Below are 13,811 nucleotides of genomic sequence, written 5' to 3'. Positions count from 1 at the left end.
TTGACCTTTTAAGATGAATAACGGATGAATAACAATTGGCAGTACTAAGCGATCGGAACTTTGTCAGGCGCATAACCCTGAAAAACATCAGTTTGTACAGATGTTGCTGCTGCTTTGGGAATTAGATATCGTCCAAACAACGAGTAGAGGGCAGGCAATACCAGCAACGTCAACGCTGTAGAGGTAGATAAACCACCTAGAACGACTATCGCCAACGGTTGTAGAATTTCCTTCCCCGCTCCTGTACCAATGACCAGGGGAATCATGCCCAAGGCTGAGGTGAGTGCCGTCATCAAAATAGCAACCAATCGCTCCATTGAACCTTCGACAATTACCTCTTGAAGCGGTAATCCCTGCGCCAATTTATTGTTGTAATTGTCAACCAGCAACAAGCCGTTGCGAGTGGCAACTCCAAATAGGGTAATAAAGCCCACCAATGAGGCAACGGAAACGATCCCCCTGCCTAATGCGATTGAAAAGATGCCTCCGACCAAGGCAAGGGGGAGGTTAATCATAATCATCAGCATTCCGACAACAGATTTCACAGCAAAATACATCAGAATGGAAATCACGACGATCGCCAATCCACCAAACACCAGCAAATTTTGGCTTGCCCGCTGTTCTGACTCAAACTGCCCACCGTACTGAATGAAATATCCAGAGGGCAGCGGTATGGTTTCTTTTACCTTGGACTGGATTTCATTGACAACAGATCCTAAATCACGTCCAGCCACGTTTGCAGACACCACAAGGAGACGAGAGACATTTTCACGATTAATCGTATTCGGTCCGGTTCCGTAGTCAATCTGAGCCACTTGAACCAGGGGGATTTTTTGACCGGTGGGGGTATCAATTAGCAGATTGCGAATGGTATCGAGATTGTTCCGAGATCCGTCTTCCAGCCATACCAGCAGGTCAAATAGCTGTTGTTGCTCCAATACTTGCGAGACCACACGACCGTTAAGCGCTGTTTCGATAATCTCAGAAATTTGACCCACCGTTAGACCGTACCGAGCGGCGGCTGAGCGATCGAACTGAATCTGTACCTGCCGAATTGGGACTTGGGGTTCTAGTTGCAGATCGACCAATCCATTGATATCCCGAATAGCCGCTTCGACCTCGCTACCAATGGAACGGAGTTCATCTAAATCAGGACCAAAGATTTTAACGGCGATCGCACTCCGCACTCCTGATAACACCTCATCCATCCGATGTGAAATAAAACCACCGACACTTGGCGCAATCCCTGGAATCCGAGCAAATTCCTCGCGGACTTTTTCAACCGATGCTTCCCGATCTTTCAACCCTTCCTGGCTCAGTTCCACATCTAAATGCCCCAGGTTCACCCCACCTGCATCGGCATCTCCGGGCGCACGTCCGGCGCGTAACTGCACGGTGGCAAAGCGTGGATCATCCTTGAGTGCATTTTGCATTGCTAGCCCAGATTGATTGGTCGCTTCCAGAGAAACACCGGGATAGAGCAACATCGCATTCACCAAGGAAGGCTCTTGAAATTCTGGCAAAAACACTCGTCCCAGACTGGAGAACACAAGCAGGGATGCAACTAACAAAGCGCCTGCAATCATCAGCACAACCTTGGCGCGACGCATGGCAAAAGCAAGGGCAGGGCGATAGAGCCGCTGAGAAAAGGCACTGACCCAGGTTTCATCGCTAGGAAGAGGACGGTTTGCCAGCAGGATGGCACACAAAGCAGGTGAAAGGGTCATCGCCACAAAGGTTGAGGCAAAAATTGACACTAAATACGCAACCCCCATCGGGGCAAAGATGCGCCCTTCGACACCTGTGAGGCTGAAAATCGGGGCAAAGACCACCGCAATGATCACCGTCGAGAAGATGACGCTGACCCGCACTTCCACAGAGGTATCGTAGACCACCTTAAACGGGTGTTCTGGCGTGCCTGCTAACTGGTTCTTTCGCAATCCCCGATAGGCATTTTCCATGTCCACAATCGAGTCGTCCACCACTGACCCGATCGCTACTGCTAAGCCACCCAACGTCATCGTATTGATACCCTGACCAAAGGCATTCAAAATTAGCATCCCCACCAAAATCGACAGGGGAATGGCGCTGAGGGTAATCACGGCGGTTCGCCAGTTCATTAAAAATAGCAGCAAAATAATTGAGACGATGATGATGCCGTCGCGTAATGAACCGAGAACATTTTCAATCGAGGCTTCAATGAAGTTTTCTTGACGAAACGTTTCGGTCACCGTTACATCTTCAGGAAGTCCAGCTTTGACCTCTGCCATTGCGCGTTCGATCGCCCGTGTAACGGTAGGCGTGTCATTCATCGGCTGCTTATTGATCACCACAATGATGGCAGGTTGACCGTCGAAGCTACCATCGCCCCGCTTTAAAGCAGCTCCGACTTCCACCTGTGCCACATCGCGCAGTAGTATAGGCTGTCCATCACGAGCGGTGACAACCGATTCTCCTAGCTGATCGATCGATTCCAGTCGTCCTACCCCTCGAATGATCATTTCCTGATCGGGAGTCGTCAAGAACCCTCCAGCGGCATTGACGTTAGCGGCTTCTGCGGCTTCTGTCACCTCTTGCAGCGAGACATTGAAAGCAGTCAGCTTTGCTGGATCAACTAAGACTTGATACTGCCGCACATCCCCACCGTAAGCAATCACTTGAGACACTCCTGGAACCGCCAGCAACCGGTTTGTCACATCTCGATCCACAAGCCGTCGCACGTCCATCAACGAAGTTGTTTCTGCGGTAAAGGCATACATTAAGACCGTGCCAACCGGAGATGAAACCGGAGAAATCTGTGGCGTTCCGACCCCCTCTGGTAACTTCTCTTGTACCTGCTGCAATCGTTCTGTGACTAGCTGTCTGGCGCGATAAATATCAGTTCCCCAATTAAAAATGACCCTGACCACTGAGATGCTGACCGCAGATGACGATCGCACCGTTTCCACCCCAGGTGTTCCATTCACTGCACTTTCGATCGGTAGCGTAATCAACGACTCCACTTCTTCAGGAGCCAATCCTGGGGCTTCGGTTTGGATCTCGACTTGAGGTGGCGCAAAGTCAGGAAATACATCCAGCGGCATTTGGGTGAGGTTGTAGATGCCTAAAACGGTGACAATTACCGCTCCAATCACTACTAACCAGCGTTGGACAATCGACCCCTTCAAAATTGCATCGAGCATAGCAGTTTAATGTTTAGTAGCGGTAGCAACCATCAATCCCCATACCCATCCAAACCGCAATTTCTTTGCAGCCTGAATGTCAAATTGGGATGTAGCTAGAAAATTGTGAAACTCTTGTTGTGTGAAACACTGTTTGTGGGCTGGATCAAACACCTTTAGTACAGCATCACAAAAACGGCACAGCCAAAAGTCTTTGCACCAATCTAGAATGATTAGTTTTCCCCCTGGTTTGAGAACTCGCTTCATTTCTGCCAATGCATCCAAGGGAGTGTCAAAATAGTGGAAAGAACTGGCACAAATGACATAATCAAAGGCTTCATTGGCAAAGGGAATTGCTGTTACGCTAACCTGGTGAAAGGAAACAGAAGCATAGGGTTGGAGTTTTCTTTTCGCCATGGTTAGCATTTCTGCTGAAATATCGATCCCCACAATCTGCTGATTGGGATGGTCTTGTAACAGCAATCGCTCAAACTCCCCTGTTCCACACGCGACATCTAGAACGATCGCCTGTGGAGAAATTTGCGCCCACTGCTTTAAGAAGTTGAGGGTGTTTGTAACGTAACTATGCCAACGTTGATCATAGATTTTGGCAAGGTGATCATATTGCTGCTGAACCACTACTTCAACCATGTCGTTCGTTCCTGTTTAACTGGCGATCGCTTCTCCAGCCCAACTACTGGATGAAGTTGAAACGCCCGTTTACCTTCTCACCATTGATATCGGTCAAAACTGCAACGTTGTACTCTCCGACTGCTGTATCCGGCAAGGTCGCAGCGTAATGTTCTCCGGCAGCGTCGTACTCAAATTCGACCGTCTTTTGTGTTCCGTCCGGTAGCTGAATTTGACCCGTTACTGTTGCATCTGGAATCGCTGCGTGGGTATCTCCTTTTTGTAGATAGAAATCGAGGTGTACGCCACTGGATTCTTTTAGGGTAATCAGTTCCAGATGATAAGAACCTGCTTCAACGACCTGTCCACCTTTCGAGACACTTGTATCGTGAGCGGCATCAGCTTGAGCTGATGTGGTAGGGCTGGCGGGAGATTCAGCAGCAGGAGATGTTTCTGGAGAGGTAGCAGGACTTTCTGAAGTTGCCGTTTGCTCTCCGCCACTGGCACAGGCTCCTAAAATGAATCCCAGGCTAATGAGAACGATCGCAAGAGATTTGCTGAGTTTCATGATTTAATTCCTCTCAAATAATCGATGGGTGAAATAGTTTTAGACAGCGACTTAATGGTGCTGATGCGGGGGGGCAGGGATTTCACCATCTCGATGGTGCGGGTCTGCTGGATGTAGCAGAGCAGGCTGATTGTCGGGTGTCGCATGATACATATTGTGGGGATCTTCTAGACGTTCCAGGGCAGTCATTGCCGATGTGAGTTGCTTCCGGTTTCGTCGATTGGACCAAAAAGCTCCGGCTGCAAAAGTGCCGATCGCCAGTGCTCCACTCCCTGAAAGCAAAACCCACCAGGGCAATGTTCCACCAGCACCGCTTGTTTCCGTCACTTCCGTTGTTTCGGCTTCCTCTGGTTCGGCGGAGCCACCTCGTAAGGATTGGGCATAAAGTTGATTGGCGCGCTGGGTGACAATACGATCGCCTTCAAACAATCCGCTCTCTACCTCCACCAAGTCTCCAGCCTGTCTACCCAGCGTTACCTCAACCGGTTGAAACGAATTGCCATTCTGCACAAAAACAATCGGCTGACCATTGGCTTCGACAATCGCGGACTGAGGAATCGCCACAACAGGTTCTGGGGTGCGATCGGTCAGTACCTCTAATTCGGCAAACATACCTGGCTTCAGGGTGCCATCTGTATTGTCCAACTCTGCTCTGACGAGGACGACTCGATTTTCTCCTTCTACCAATGAGCCAATGTTGGTAATTTGTCCTTCAAAGAGTTGATCCGGCAGGCTTGATGTCGTAACTCTTACTCGCTGACCTTGAGACACCTGATTCAAATCTTTCTCGTAAATATTGGCAGTGGCTAGCACCGTGCGATCGTCCACAATCGTCATCAAGGTTTCCCCTGCATCCTCTGCTGACTGTCCGAGGGTCACTGCCCGATTGGTGATTGTGCCTGAAATCGGTGCTTTGATCGTAATTGTGCCATCTGGATTGGCTTCTGCCCCTAATTGTTCTAGTCGGGTTTGATACGTTCTGGTACTGAGTTGGGCCCGGGATTGAGCTACCTTAAGGGCGGTTTGAGTGCGTTCCACTTCCGTCTGGGCTGCTAACACCTCTAACTGGCTTTCTGCCTCCGTCACAGCTTGCTGGACCAATGCTAAATTTGCTTCCGATTCCAAAAGTTCCCGCCTGGGGAGTGCCCCTTTTTCGGTGAGATTGCGATCGCGCTCGTATTGCTCCTGGGCCACTCTCAGCTCGGTTCTGGTCTGGTTAATCGCGGTCAAGGCAATTTTCTGCTGTCTTTCATAGCTCTGTTGAGCTAATCGTGCGTTGGCTTCAGCCTGTTGTACATCCCCTTGGCGTTCGGCGGCATTTTCTAGGGCTGTAACCCGCAGTTCTGCCAGTTCGCCACTGGTGATCACGGCTAGGGCTTGTCCGACCTCAATCCTATCGCCGGGTTCCACCAGTAGCCGGACAACGGTTCCACCCACTGGGTTTGTGACTTCAACACTACGACTGGGAGGCGTTTCAATTTGCCCTGTTGCTTGTACCCCAAAGGCTAGAGACTGACGAGTGACCGGCTCAACTTTCAATCCAATTCGGTCTGCGGTGGTATCGTCTACTGCGATCGCACCTTTAGTCTGGGCAGATTGACTATGATTGAACTCGTTACCATGACCTGCATGGGCTAGGACTTTTACCGCAGGCATTAGTAATAGCAGGGTAAGACCGATGCCTATCACGGAAGTTTTATCGCCACACTTCAAAGTAAAAGTCATCGGGATATGCTGCGAGAACAGTAGGGCGGCACCAAAGCATTAAAGGTCCTAGGAAGAGAAGCCTTCAATGCTAATAGCGATTAGTGTGGCAGGGAAATATCAAATCAAGATGAAATTCTAGGGCAAAACCCTCTGATTGCTGGCCCACCTCAAAACGCCCATCTCAAAACTAGGTGTCTTTGACCGGGGATCACATCTAAACCCTGGGCAAACGGATCGCCCAGTAGGAGTAACCCATGACCAATAGGCTCCCCAACTCTTGGGGCAAGGTCGGTTTTTCCTCCAGCCATGGGATCGCCTGAAGATCGATGATGCACGATACAAGCTGATTTCCATTTACCCTAAAATTAAGCTGTGACAGAGCACTAGCCATTATTTCCCTATCGTCTGCCATTATGGGGACAACGGGGAATCATGTATCTCCATGTATGCAACTTCTGAAATCCATTCAGTCATATCTTGCCGGGTTAAACAACCATGATCGATCGCATTAAGAAAATTGGCAGCATTGCCCTCATTACCCTGGGGCTGATCCTCACTGGTTGTACCCTGGCTCAAGGTCCCGCTCCCATATCCCAGGTAGCCCTGGCCAGCGAAATCAATGTATTTCGCAGCCCTACCTGTGGTTGTTGCGGTCTGTGGATCGAGCATATGCGTGACGCAGGCTTTCAGGTGAACGATCAAATCACCGAAGACATGGCTGCTGTCAAAGAACAGTACGGTGTCCCTGAGAACCTAACGTCATGCCATACCACTGTTGTCAATGGTTATGTCGTGGAAGGTCATATCCCCGCAGAGGATGTGGCTCGCCTACTAACCGAGAAGCCAGATATTGCGGGCATTGCCGTACCCGGTATGCCCATGGGTTCGCCTGGGATGGAATCAGGTGACTACGTTGAACCCTATACTGTTTTTGCCTTTGGTAAAAGTGGGGAAACAACAACTTTTTCAGAACATTCCTGAACAGATCACTGCTCATTTTCATCTTCACAGGCTCCAATGCTTACCCAGCTAGTGGAACCATCCTGCCAAATCTCTTTTTTCCAAATCGGCGCATTGTGCTTCAACGTATCAATCGCATATTTACATGCCGCAAATGCCTCCGACCGGTGGGGACAGCCCACCGCCACCAGTACGCTAATCTCTCCCACAGAGAGTTTACCCGTGCGATGGTGAATCACCACATGGGTTACATCCGTCCACTGCTGACGAATCTCCGCAGAAATTTGCTTAAACACTGCCACGGCCATGGGCTCATAGGCCTGATACTCCAGCGCAACCACCGCTTTCCCCTCGGTGTTGTTGCGCACCATGCCACTCATCACAACAATCGCGCCATTGGCCTGATCCTCCGCTAGACGATACACCTCTTCTAGAGAGAGCGGTGCAAAGGTAATCGAGAAACTATCAGCTTCATTCGTCTGGGTCTGAACATTGAGGTTAAATGGGAGGCCAATAGTCATAGGGGTGAGTGTTAGCGGATAGAGATAACAACAGCTATGGGCGGTGCAATCGCCTAAAATCCTTCAGCCAATTGCTTACTATCCATTGTAGGCAGTCCCTGGGGCGTTGCAAAACATAACGATATGGTGAAAAGCAACGGCTCTGGGGGAAAATTAACAGCAAAATGTGCTGAATTTTGCATGCTTTAGAGGACAGGGCTGCTTAATTATTACGGATAACGATTGCAACGACTATGAGTTCTGGAATCTTTGCTGTAGCGACCATTGGTAAATATCGCCTTTACGTGGGTGAATCCCACCAACTCAAGCCCCGCTGGGCCAAAATGATGACCCTGCTTGTCCAGGGAACGTTTCCCTCCCAAAAAATCCAGCAGGCTTGGCAAGAGTCCAGCGAAGAACGGCGGTTTACCTTTCACACGGCCAAAGAAATTTCTGACGATACAAAACTCTATGGCTATCGTCAATTTTTGAAGGATACGGGCTCTGAGGAGGCGGTTACTTGACGCCGCCAATTAGATAGAGCAGTGCCATGCGGGTGGCGACTCCATTGGTTACCTGCATGGAGACCAGACTCAATTCGGGATCATCCATTAAGTCCGAGGTTAGTTCCACACCGCGATTGGTGGGGCCAGGGTGCATGATTTTGACGGTGGGTTTGCATCGCTTTAGACGCTCCCGGTTGATGCCAAACTGCTGATGATATTCCCGCAGGCTGGGTAGTAAATGTTGGCTCATGCGTTCATGCTGTAACCGCAGGGCCATGACGAAGTCGGCGTTTTCTAAGGCTGGCTCTAATTGCCAGTGGAGATGGAGTTTGCGTTCTGGCGGAGCGGCGGCGGTGTCGTCTTGGGGAATGGGTTGTTTAAATGCCCCTAGAAAATGCTGGGGGAGCAATGTGGGTGGGGCCACCAGATGAACCTCTGCCCCACAGGTGGTCAGGCTCCAAATATTGGACCGGGCCACCCGCGAATGGAGAATATCCCCCACGATGACCACTTTTTTGCCCTGGAGCTGTTCGATGTGGGGATTGGCTGGATTGAGACTATTACAAATGGTGAATAAATCCAGCAGGGCTTGAGATGGGTGAGCGTGCTGACCGTCCCCGGCATTGAGGATCCCCACCCCCGAGTTAATCCGGTCCATTTCCTGGGCAATGATGGTGGGGACTCCAGCCTCTTGATGGCGAATGACCATCAGGTTTGTGCCCATAGCCAGGTAAGTCTTGGCCGTATCTAGAATGGTTTCTCCTTTTTTCAGGGATGAGCTGCCGGGGGAAAAGTTGAGGATATCGGCGGATAGCCGTTTGGCGGCTAATTCAAAACTGCTCCGGGTGCGGGTGGAGGGTTCAAAGAACAGATTGGTGATTACCTGACCCTGGAGGGCTGGGACCTTTTTGGTCCGACGGGAGAGGACTTCACGAAAACTAGTCGCCGTTTGCAGAATAGTTTGATAGTCATTAGGGGTAAAGTCTTCGAGGGAAATGATGTGTCGACGACTCCAGGTATTGTCGGCCATGGATTGACCAAAGTTTTAATAAGGGGCTGGGGGAAAGTAATCTACCACTTTCAGTGCCAAGCTCCAGTGCCAGACTGGAGCTTGAGTAAGCCGTCACACTCGGTGCCAGACTCCAGCGCCAGACTGGAGCTTTAGCAAACTGTTACACTTTAGGGATAAAGGGTAGCTTCAGTTTGTAGGATATGAGCACAAACTTTATTTAGTATTTCATCCGATGGTTCGGTTCCCAAACGTATTCTTAGGTTTATTGGTAGCTGTGGGTTTGACCCTGGCTGGGTGTAATGGCACGGGGCCGACCGACGTGGCTGAACCCCCTGCTGGGACACCGGTGGAAAAGCCTGCTGCGGAAACCGAAGATGGTGGGGATGCCACACCTGAGGTGGAGCCTGAGCCAGTGGATGGAGCTAAGCCCCCAGTCTCGTCCCAGGCTGATGGGGCTGATGGGGCTGCCGATACTGAAATGGTAGCTGTTTCCATCTATGTAATGGATGACAGCTGTAGTAATTTTCAGGCTGAATCGGTGAAGGTCCCTGCTGATCAGGCGATCACTGAGGCGGTGGGTGAGGTGCTTGATCGCCATAAGTTTGAGGCGTTTAAGCTGTCGGGCTACCGGGTCAATGTTGAGGATAGTAAGGCGGTTGTGGATCTCCGTCTAGCGGAAGATTCTGAGCGTCAGTTTTTGTCCCTGACTAGCTGTGAGCAGCAGGGCCTATTTGGTGGGTTAGAAGAAACCTTAACTAAAAATTCTGCCTGGCAAGTGGACAAGGTGGAGTTTACCAACCGTGGTGCAGAAATTGTCCTGTAACGTTTTTACAGGATGCTAAGAACCTACGGTTTAGAAACGCTGGGGCTATCTTTTAGATACCAGCGCCATGGCTGCTCGATGGCTTTGGAAATGCCGATGCGGGTGGTTTGAACTAACGCTTGCTGCCCTTGATCTAACTGCTTTTGAAACTCAGCTGTCCGATGTTCGAGCCATAGCTGATGCTGTGGGATCAGGGGCAGCGTATTTTGGCTGCGGTTGATCTCCAACGTGCGGCATAGCTTGCCGGGACCGGCTGCCACCCGTTTGCCCTGTTGGCTGTACTTGGCCTCCAGCCCTTGGGGCAGGTGAGGTAGCTCAAGGGCACGAATGAGGACGGCACTGCCGATGTCGACTGCTTCGGTGACCACGTTGAAGCAGTGGTACATGCCGTAAATAAAGTAGATATAGCTGTGCCCCGGTGGTCCAAACATGGCGGCGTTGCTGGGGGTTTTACCACGATGGGCATGGCAGGCGGGATCATTGGGGCAGTAGGCTTCGGTTTCGACGATGATGCCCCTGACTGTTTCGCCGTTGAGCTGGCGGATGAGGCTGCAGCCAATGAGGTCGGGGGCGACGTGGAGAGGGTTGCGATCGCACCAATCAGCCCTAATCATCAATGCCATGGCGATAGGCAAGTAATGTTGCAGTAAATAACAGTTATGTAACAGTCCTGGCGTCTATGATTGCATTCCCCAAGGGACTTGCTACGATCCATGGACGGGTTGGGCAAAATGACCCATCGCTAAACCATCCAGAGATTTAACCAAAGGAATAACCCACCGTGGATATCAAGACAATTTTGCCAGCTCTAGCCGTTGTATTTTCCATTGCCTGCCTATTCTTCGGCACCCAAAATGGCTTCTATGACTCTGACGATTACCATGGCAACGGCTCTGCTCACTAAACCCTGATTGGGGTGGTCGTGCTTACTTTAAAAGGGCGCACCTACTGACCTAATGGGGGCCGATGTTGTTTTACCACCGCTGGGATCAACCGATATTGCCGATGGAGAAGCCGTCGTCTGTTATCCCTATGGTGTCGGTCATGGCCAAGAGGGGGTTAGCTTAGGGCTATCCATTGGTCCCCATCGGATTTTGCTCGATTGTGGGGTAGAAGACTTAGCCTCCCTAGTCCATGGTCCCCCGCCCGCTGCTGTGTTTTATAGCCACGCCCATGATGACCATGGGCGTGGCTTAAGCCTGTTGTTGCAACGGTGGCCCCAGCTGCCCATCTATGCCACCGCAGCCACCGTGGCGCTGATGGCGAATCGGTCCCTTGCCAACTCCATCCGTCCCTTGCCTTGGCGTATCCCGGTGGCGGTGGCGGATAACCTTACCCTGGAGCTTTGGCCAGCGGGGCATCTGCCCGGGGCGGCCTGTGCCTTGCTGACCTACACCCAGGGGGCCAAACGCTATCGACTGTTTTACACGGGTGACTGTTTTCTCTCCAGCACTCGGCTGGTGGAGGGTTTTCCCCTGGCGGCGTTGCGGGGGCTAAATCCAGATGTGCTGATCACGGAGGGGAGCCTGGGTACGGCCCGATATCCCAACCGACGACAGCAGGAAAACCAGCTGATTGAACGGTTGCGATCGCACCTAGACCAATCCCGCTGCGTGGTATTTCCGGTGCCCCTCATCGGTCTGGGTCAAGAGTTGCTCATGCTCTGGCGTAGCCACTATCAATTTACTGGCCAGCCCTTAACCATTTGGGTAGATCCTGCCCTGGCCCGCACCTGTGATGCCTATCTAGAGCTGTTGGACCAGATGCCCGCAGCTTTTCCGCGCAATGTGCAGAATTTTGCCCAGCACCAGTCCATTTTTTGGGACGATCGGATTTATCCCACCATTAAGCGTTTACCCCAGTTACCCACTGATGGGCTGCCCATCGCCGATGGCCCCATCGGAACGCTGCAGGCTCCGGCGGTCCTGTTGGTCCATCCGGCTACTCCGGTGGCCCTTTACTGTGAGCGCTATCGAGGCTCTTGGAGTGTCTTTTTGCCAGAGCAGGCCAACCTCCGAGCCTGGCAGGCCCAGATCAACCCCCATGGCCCCCCCTATGATTGGTTTGATAGCTTTAAGAATGCCACCCCCTCGGGCACTGTCCAGCTAGAAACCTACCAGCTCTACGACCATTGCGATGGTGATGGCACCACCCAACTGATCCATAACCTGCGCCCTCGTCACGTGGTATTGATCCATGGCAAGTTGGACCACCTCACTGCCCTGGCAAATTTAGACTCGCTCCAAAGTCGCTACCAGGTGCATATTCCCCTACCGGGAAACCCCCTCTCCCTGCGGTTAGATACGGCGTTTGCCTCGCCGCCACCGCCCCGTGAACCCACCTTTGAAGGCACCGTGAACGAATCCCTGGACCAGGTTTCCCTCCGGCTGCCGCCCACCCTGACCACTGATGTCCGTTGGCAAAGCTTCGCTGAAACCGGCATTATCGAAGCCCGTTGGCAGGGCGAAAATTTAGTGCTGCGGGGGGTGGACCCGTCTGAGTTGGCTAATATTACCAATCGTTTAGCTCCCGATCGAGCCGTCTGTGATAACTGTCGGTTTTATCGGCAGCGCAGCTGTCAGCAGTCTCGGTCGCCCCTGTTCGGCCGGTTAGTGGCCCCCGATGGCCACTGCCCAGAATTTGTGGTTCGGTAGGGCGTTGCAGGCAACGACCCTACTGGATTTGTTCCGAGGTGGGGCAGTCGTTGGATATCATCAGTTCCGTATCGCCCTTGGGTACGGTGGCGATCTTTTGCTGAATCGACCCTATACTCTCCAATCGGACCATTTCTTCCCACGCACAGCACTCATCCTCTTCTTCGGTTTGGTAGCGTAGGGTGACCAGGTCGCCTTCGATATTTAAAATCTGAGCCCGCTCAATCCAGCGGTGCTGATCTCTCAAAAATATCCACACTTCACGACCGTCGCACGAGAGTTGGTATATCTTGCGATGTAGCATAGAAATCTACCCGTCATCTAAGCGACTACTGTGGCACTAGAGCCATCGGATTTCAGGTCATGGATGAACGCCATAACTTGGGGTTAATCCATGGTTATCCACTAGTGCCATAACTTAAATAACAGCTTAAGGGAGGGGCATGGATTTTGACCACCCAAAAATAGCCAGTTGTTGGTGATGGAGATCAATTATGAAACTGCAACTATGCACATGGCCTGAAGTCGAGGCTTATTTGGTGCGATCGCAAGGCATTATTTTCCCCATTGGTTCCACCGAGCAGCATGGCCCCACCGGGCTGATTGGCACCGATGCCATTTGTGCAGAAACCATTGCAGTAGGCGTCGGCGAGCAAACCGGGGCCTTAGTCGGGCCAACCATCAATGTGGGCATGGCCCTACACCACACCGCCTTTCCCGGCAGCATCAGTTTGCGCCCCAGTACCCTGATCGCCCTGATCCAGGACTACCTGAAACCCTTAGCTAGGGCCGGTTTTACCCGGTTTTATTTTATCAATGGCCACGGGGGCAACATGGCCACCCTCAAAGCCGCCTTTTCTGAAACCTATGCCACCTTGGAGGAACTCCAGATCCCTGGGGCCGATCAGGTGCGCTGTCACCTCGCCAATTGGTTTATGTGTCGCTCCGTATATGCCTTAGCCAAAGAACTTTACGGTGATCAAGAAGGCTCCCACGCCACCCCCAGCGAAGTGGCCCTGACCCAATACGCCTATCCCGACCACATCAAATCTGCGCCTTTGGACCCTCAGGTGGCACCATCTGGCCATCGCATCTATGGCGCTACGGACTTTCGCCGGTTTTACACCGATGGCCGCATGGGATCTAACCCAGATCTGGCCACCCCAGACCATGGCCAGCAATTTTACGCCGCTGCCGTCAAAGAAATGAGCAATGACTACCTAAAATTTTTGGGTGAATAGGGTCGGGGTTCCTGGTCAGGGCATTGCATGCAATGCCCTGACCAGGAAC

At 51.8% G+C, this 13,811-nt stretch carries 14 protein-coding genes; 6 read left to right on the top strand and 8 right to left on the bottom strand.

Annotated features, from left to right (window positions below; all coding sequences use genetic code 11):
• Positions 1 to 44 precede the first annotated feature (44 nt).
• The 4 genes from VB741_RS07655 to VB741_RS07640 are packed head-to-tail and all read right to left on the bottom strand — an operon-like array spanning position 45 to position 6,084.
• Entirely contained in the window at positions 45 to 3,182 is a 3,138-nt protein-coding gene (locus tag VB741_RS07655; RefSeq protein ID WP_323364571.1) for an efflux RND transporter permease subunit, read from the bottom strand.
• A 6-nt stretch (positions 3,183 to 3,188) separates the two neighbouring features.
• Positions 3,189 to 3,812, bottom strand: coding sequence for a class I SAM-dependent methyltransferase (locus tag VB741_RS07650; protein WP_323364570.1), 624 nt, complete (start codon positions 3,810 to 3,812; stop codon positions 3,189 to 3,191).
• Between the two features lie 43 nt (positions 3,813 to 3,855).
• Complete coding sequence (locus VB741_RS07645) at positions 3,856 to 4,359, bottom strand: hypothetical protein (RefSeq protein ID WP_323364569.1); 504 nt, start codon at positions 4,357 to 4,359, stop codon at positions 3,856 to 3,858.
• 51 nt (positions 4,360 to 4,410) lie between these two features.
• Positions 4,411 to 6,084 (bottom strand): efflux RND transporter periplasmic adaptor subunit, encoded by a 1,674-nt coding sequence (locus VB741_RS07640; protein ID WP_323364568.1) that lies wholly within the window; start codon positions 6,082 to 6,084, stop codon positions 4,411 to 4,413.
• A gap of 477 nt (positions 6,085 to 6,561) precedes the next feature.
• Here VB741_RS07640 and VB741_RS07635 point away from each other — a divergent pair, with 477 nt between their 5' ends.
• Positions 6,562 to 7,047: a DUF411 domain-containing protein gene (locus tag VB741_RS07635; RefSeq protein WP_323364567.1), complete on the top strand. Its 486-nt coding sequence runs from the start codon at positions 6,562 to 6,564 to the stop codon at positions 7,045 to 7,047.
• 5 nt (positions 7,048 to 7,052) lie between these two features.
• Here the strand turns inward: VB741_RS07635 and VB741_RS07630 are convergent, their stop codons facing one another.
• Positions 7,053 to 7,547 (bottom strand): molybdenum cofactor biosynthesis protein MoaE, encoded by a 495-nt coding sequence (locus VB741_RS07630; protein WP_323364566.1) that lies wholly within the window; start codon positions 7,545 to 7,547, stop codon positions 7,053 to 7,055.
• A gap of 233 nt (positions 7,548 to 7,780) precedes the next feature.
• On the opposite strand from VB741_RS07630, the gene VB741_RS07625 reads away from it, so the two are divergent.
• A complete protein-coding gene (locus tag VB741_RS07625) occupies positions 7,781 to 8,050 on the top strand; it encodes a hypothetical protein (RefSeq protein WP_323364565.1) in 270 nt (89 codons plus the stop codon).
• On the opposite strand, the gene VB741_RS07620 is transcribed toward VB741_RS07625, so the two are convergent.
• Entirely contained in the window at positions 8,043 to 9,062 is a 1,020-nt protein-coding gene (locus tag VB741_RS07620) for an aspartate carbamoyltransferase catalytic subunit (RefSeq protein WP_323364564.1), read from the bottom strand. The two genes, VB741_RS07625 and VB741_RS07620, sit on opposite strands and share 8 nt — an antisense overlap.
• A gap of 214 nt (positions 9,063 to 9,276) precedes the next feature.
• On the opposite strand from VB741_RS07620, the gene VB741_RS07615 reads away from it, so the two are divergent.
• Positions 9,277 to 9,867, top strand: coding sequence for a hypothetical protein (locus VB741_RS07615; protein WP_323364563.1), 591 nt, complete (start codon positions 9,277 to 9,279; stop codon positions 9,865 to 9,867).
• Positions 9,868 to 9,890: 23 nt separating this feature from the next.
• Here VB741_RS07615 and VB741_RS07610 read toward each other — a convergent pair whose 3' ends face one another.
• A complete protein-coding gene (locus VB741_RS07610; protein ID WP_442786317.1) occupies positions 9,891 to 10,481 on the bottom strand; it encodes a DNA-3-methyladenine glycosylase in 591 nt (196 codons plus the stop codon).
• Positions 10,482 to 10,648: 167 nt separating this feature from the next.
• On the opposite strand from VB741_RS07610, the gene VB741_RS07605 reads away from it, so the two are divergent.
• Entirely contained in the window at positions 10,649 to 10,771 is a 123-nt protein-coding gene (locus VB741_RS07605; protein WP_323364561.1) for a hypothetical protein, read from the top strand.
• A gap of 52 nt (positions 10,772 to 10,823) precedes the next feature.
• Positions 10,824 to 12,521, top strand: coding sequence for an MBL fold metallo-hydrolase (locus VB741_RS07600; RefSeq protein WP_323364560.1), 1,698 nt, complete (start codon positions 10,824 to 10,826; stop codon positions 12,519 to 12,521).
• 19 nt (positions 12,522 to 12,540) lie between these two features.
• Here VB741_RS07600 and VB741_RS07595 read toward each other — a convergent pair whose 3' ends face one another.
• Positions 12,541 to 12,825 carry a DUF6679 family protein gene (locus tag VB741_RS07595; protein ID WP_323364559.1) on the bottom strand — a complete coding sequence of 95 codons (285 nt, stop codon included), beginning with the start codon at positions 12,823 to 12,825 and terminating at the stop codon, positions 12,541 to 12,543.
• 190 nt (positions 12,826 to 13,015) lie between these two features.
• On the opposite strand from VB741_RS07595, the gene VB741_RS07590 reads away from it, so the two are divergent.
• Positions 13,016 to 13,762: a creatininase family protein gene (locus tag VB741_RS07590; protein WP_323364558.1), complete on the top strand. Its 747-nt coding sequence runs from the start codon at positions 13,016 to 13,018 to the stop codon at positions 13,760 to 13,762.
• The last annotated feature ends 49 nt before the right edge of the window (positions 13,763 to 13,811 follow it).

The organism is Leptothoe sp. PORK10 BA2 (genome assembly GCF_034932105.1).
GTDB lineage: Bacteria > Cyanobacteriota > Cyanobacteriia > Phormidesmidales > Phormidesmidaceae > Leptothoe.
Note: the sequence above shows the minus strand (reverse complement) of the source record. Positions and strands in the feature narration are given on the sequence as shown.

Coding starts and splice junctions, on each gene's coding strand:
- VB741_RS07655 (WP_323364571.1), bottom strand. CDS start 3,182: ATGCTCGATGCAATTTTGAAGGGGTCGATTGTCCAACGCTGGTTAGTA.
- VB741_RS07650 (WP_323364570.1), bottom strand. CDS start 3,812: ATGGTTGAAGTAGTGGTTCAGCAGCAATATGATCACCTTGCCAAAATC.
- VB741_RS07645 (WP_323364569.1), bottom strand. CDS start 4,359: ATGAAACTCAGCAAATCTCTTGCGATCGTTCTCATTAGCCTGGGATTC.
- VB741_RS07640 (WP_323364568.1), bottom strand. CDS start 6,084: ATGACTTTTACTTTGAAGTGTGGCGATAAAACTTCCGTGATAGGCATC.
- VB741_RS07635 (WP_323364567.1), top strand. CDS start 6,562: ATGATCGATCGCATTAAGAAAATTGGCAGCATTGCCCTCATTACCCTG.
- VB741_RS07630 (WP_323364566.1), bottom strand. CDS start 7,547: ATGACTATTGGCCTCCCATTTAACCTCAATGTTCAGACCCAGACGAAT.
- VB741_RS07625 (WP_323364565.1), top strand. CDS start 7,781: ATGAGTTCTGGAATCTTTGCTGTAGCGACCATTGGTAAATATCGCCTT.
- VB741_RS07620 (WP_323364564.1), bottom strand. CDS start 9,062: ATGGCCGACAATACCTGGAGTCGTCGACACATCATTTCCCTCGAAGAC.
- VB741_RS07615 (WP_323364563.1), top strand. CDS start 9,277: ATGGTTCGGTTCCCAAACGTATTCTTAGGTTTATTGGTAGCTGTGGGT.
- VB741_RS07610 (WP_442786317.1), bottom strand. CDS start 10,481: ATGATTAGGGCTGATTGGTGCGATCGCAACCCTCTCCACGTCGCCCCC.
- VB741_RS07600 (WP_323364560.1), top strand. CDS start 10,824: ATGGGGGCCGATGTTGTTTTACCACCGCTGGGATCAACCGATATTGCC.
- VB741_RS07595 (WP_323364559.1), bottom strand. CDS start 12,825: ATGCTACATCGCAAGATATACCAACTCTCGTGCGACGGTCGTGAAGTG.
- VB741_RS07590 (WP_323364558.1), top strand. CDS start 13,016: ATGAAACTGCAACTATGCACATGGCCTGAAGTCGAGGCTTATTTGGTG.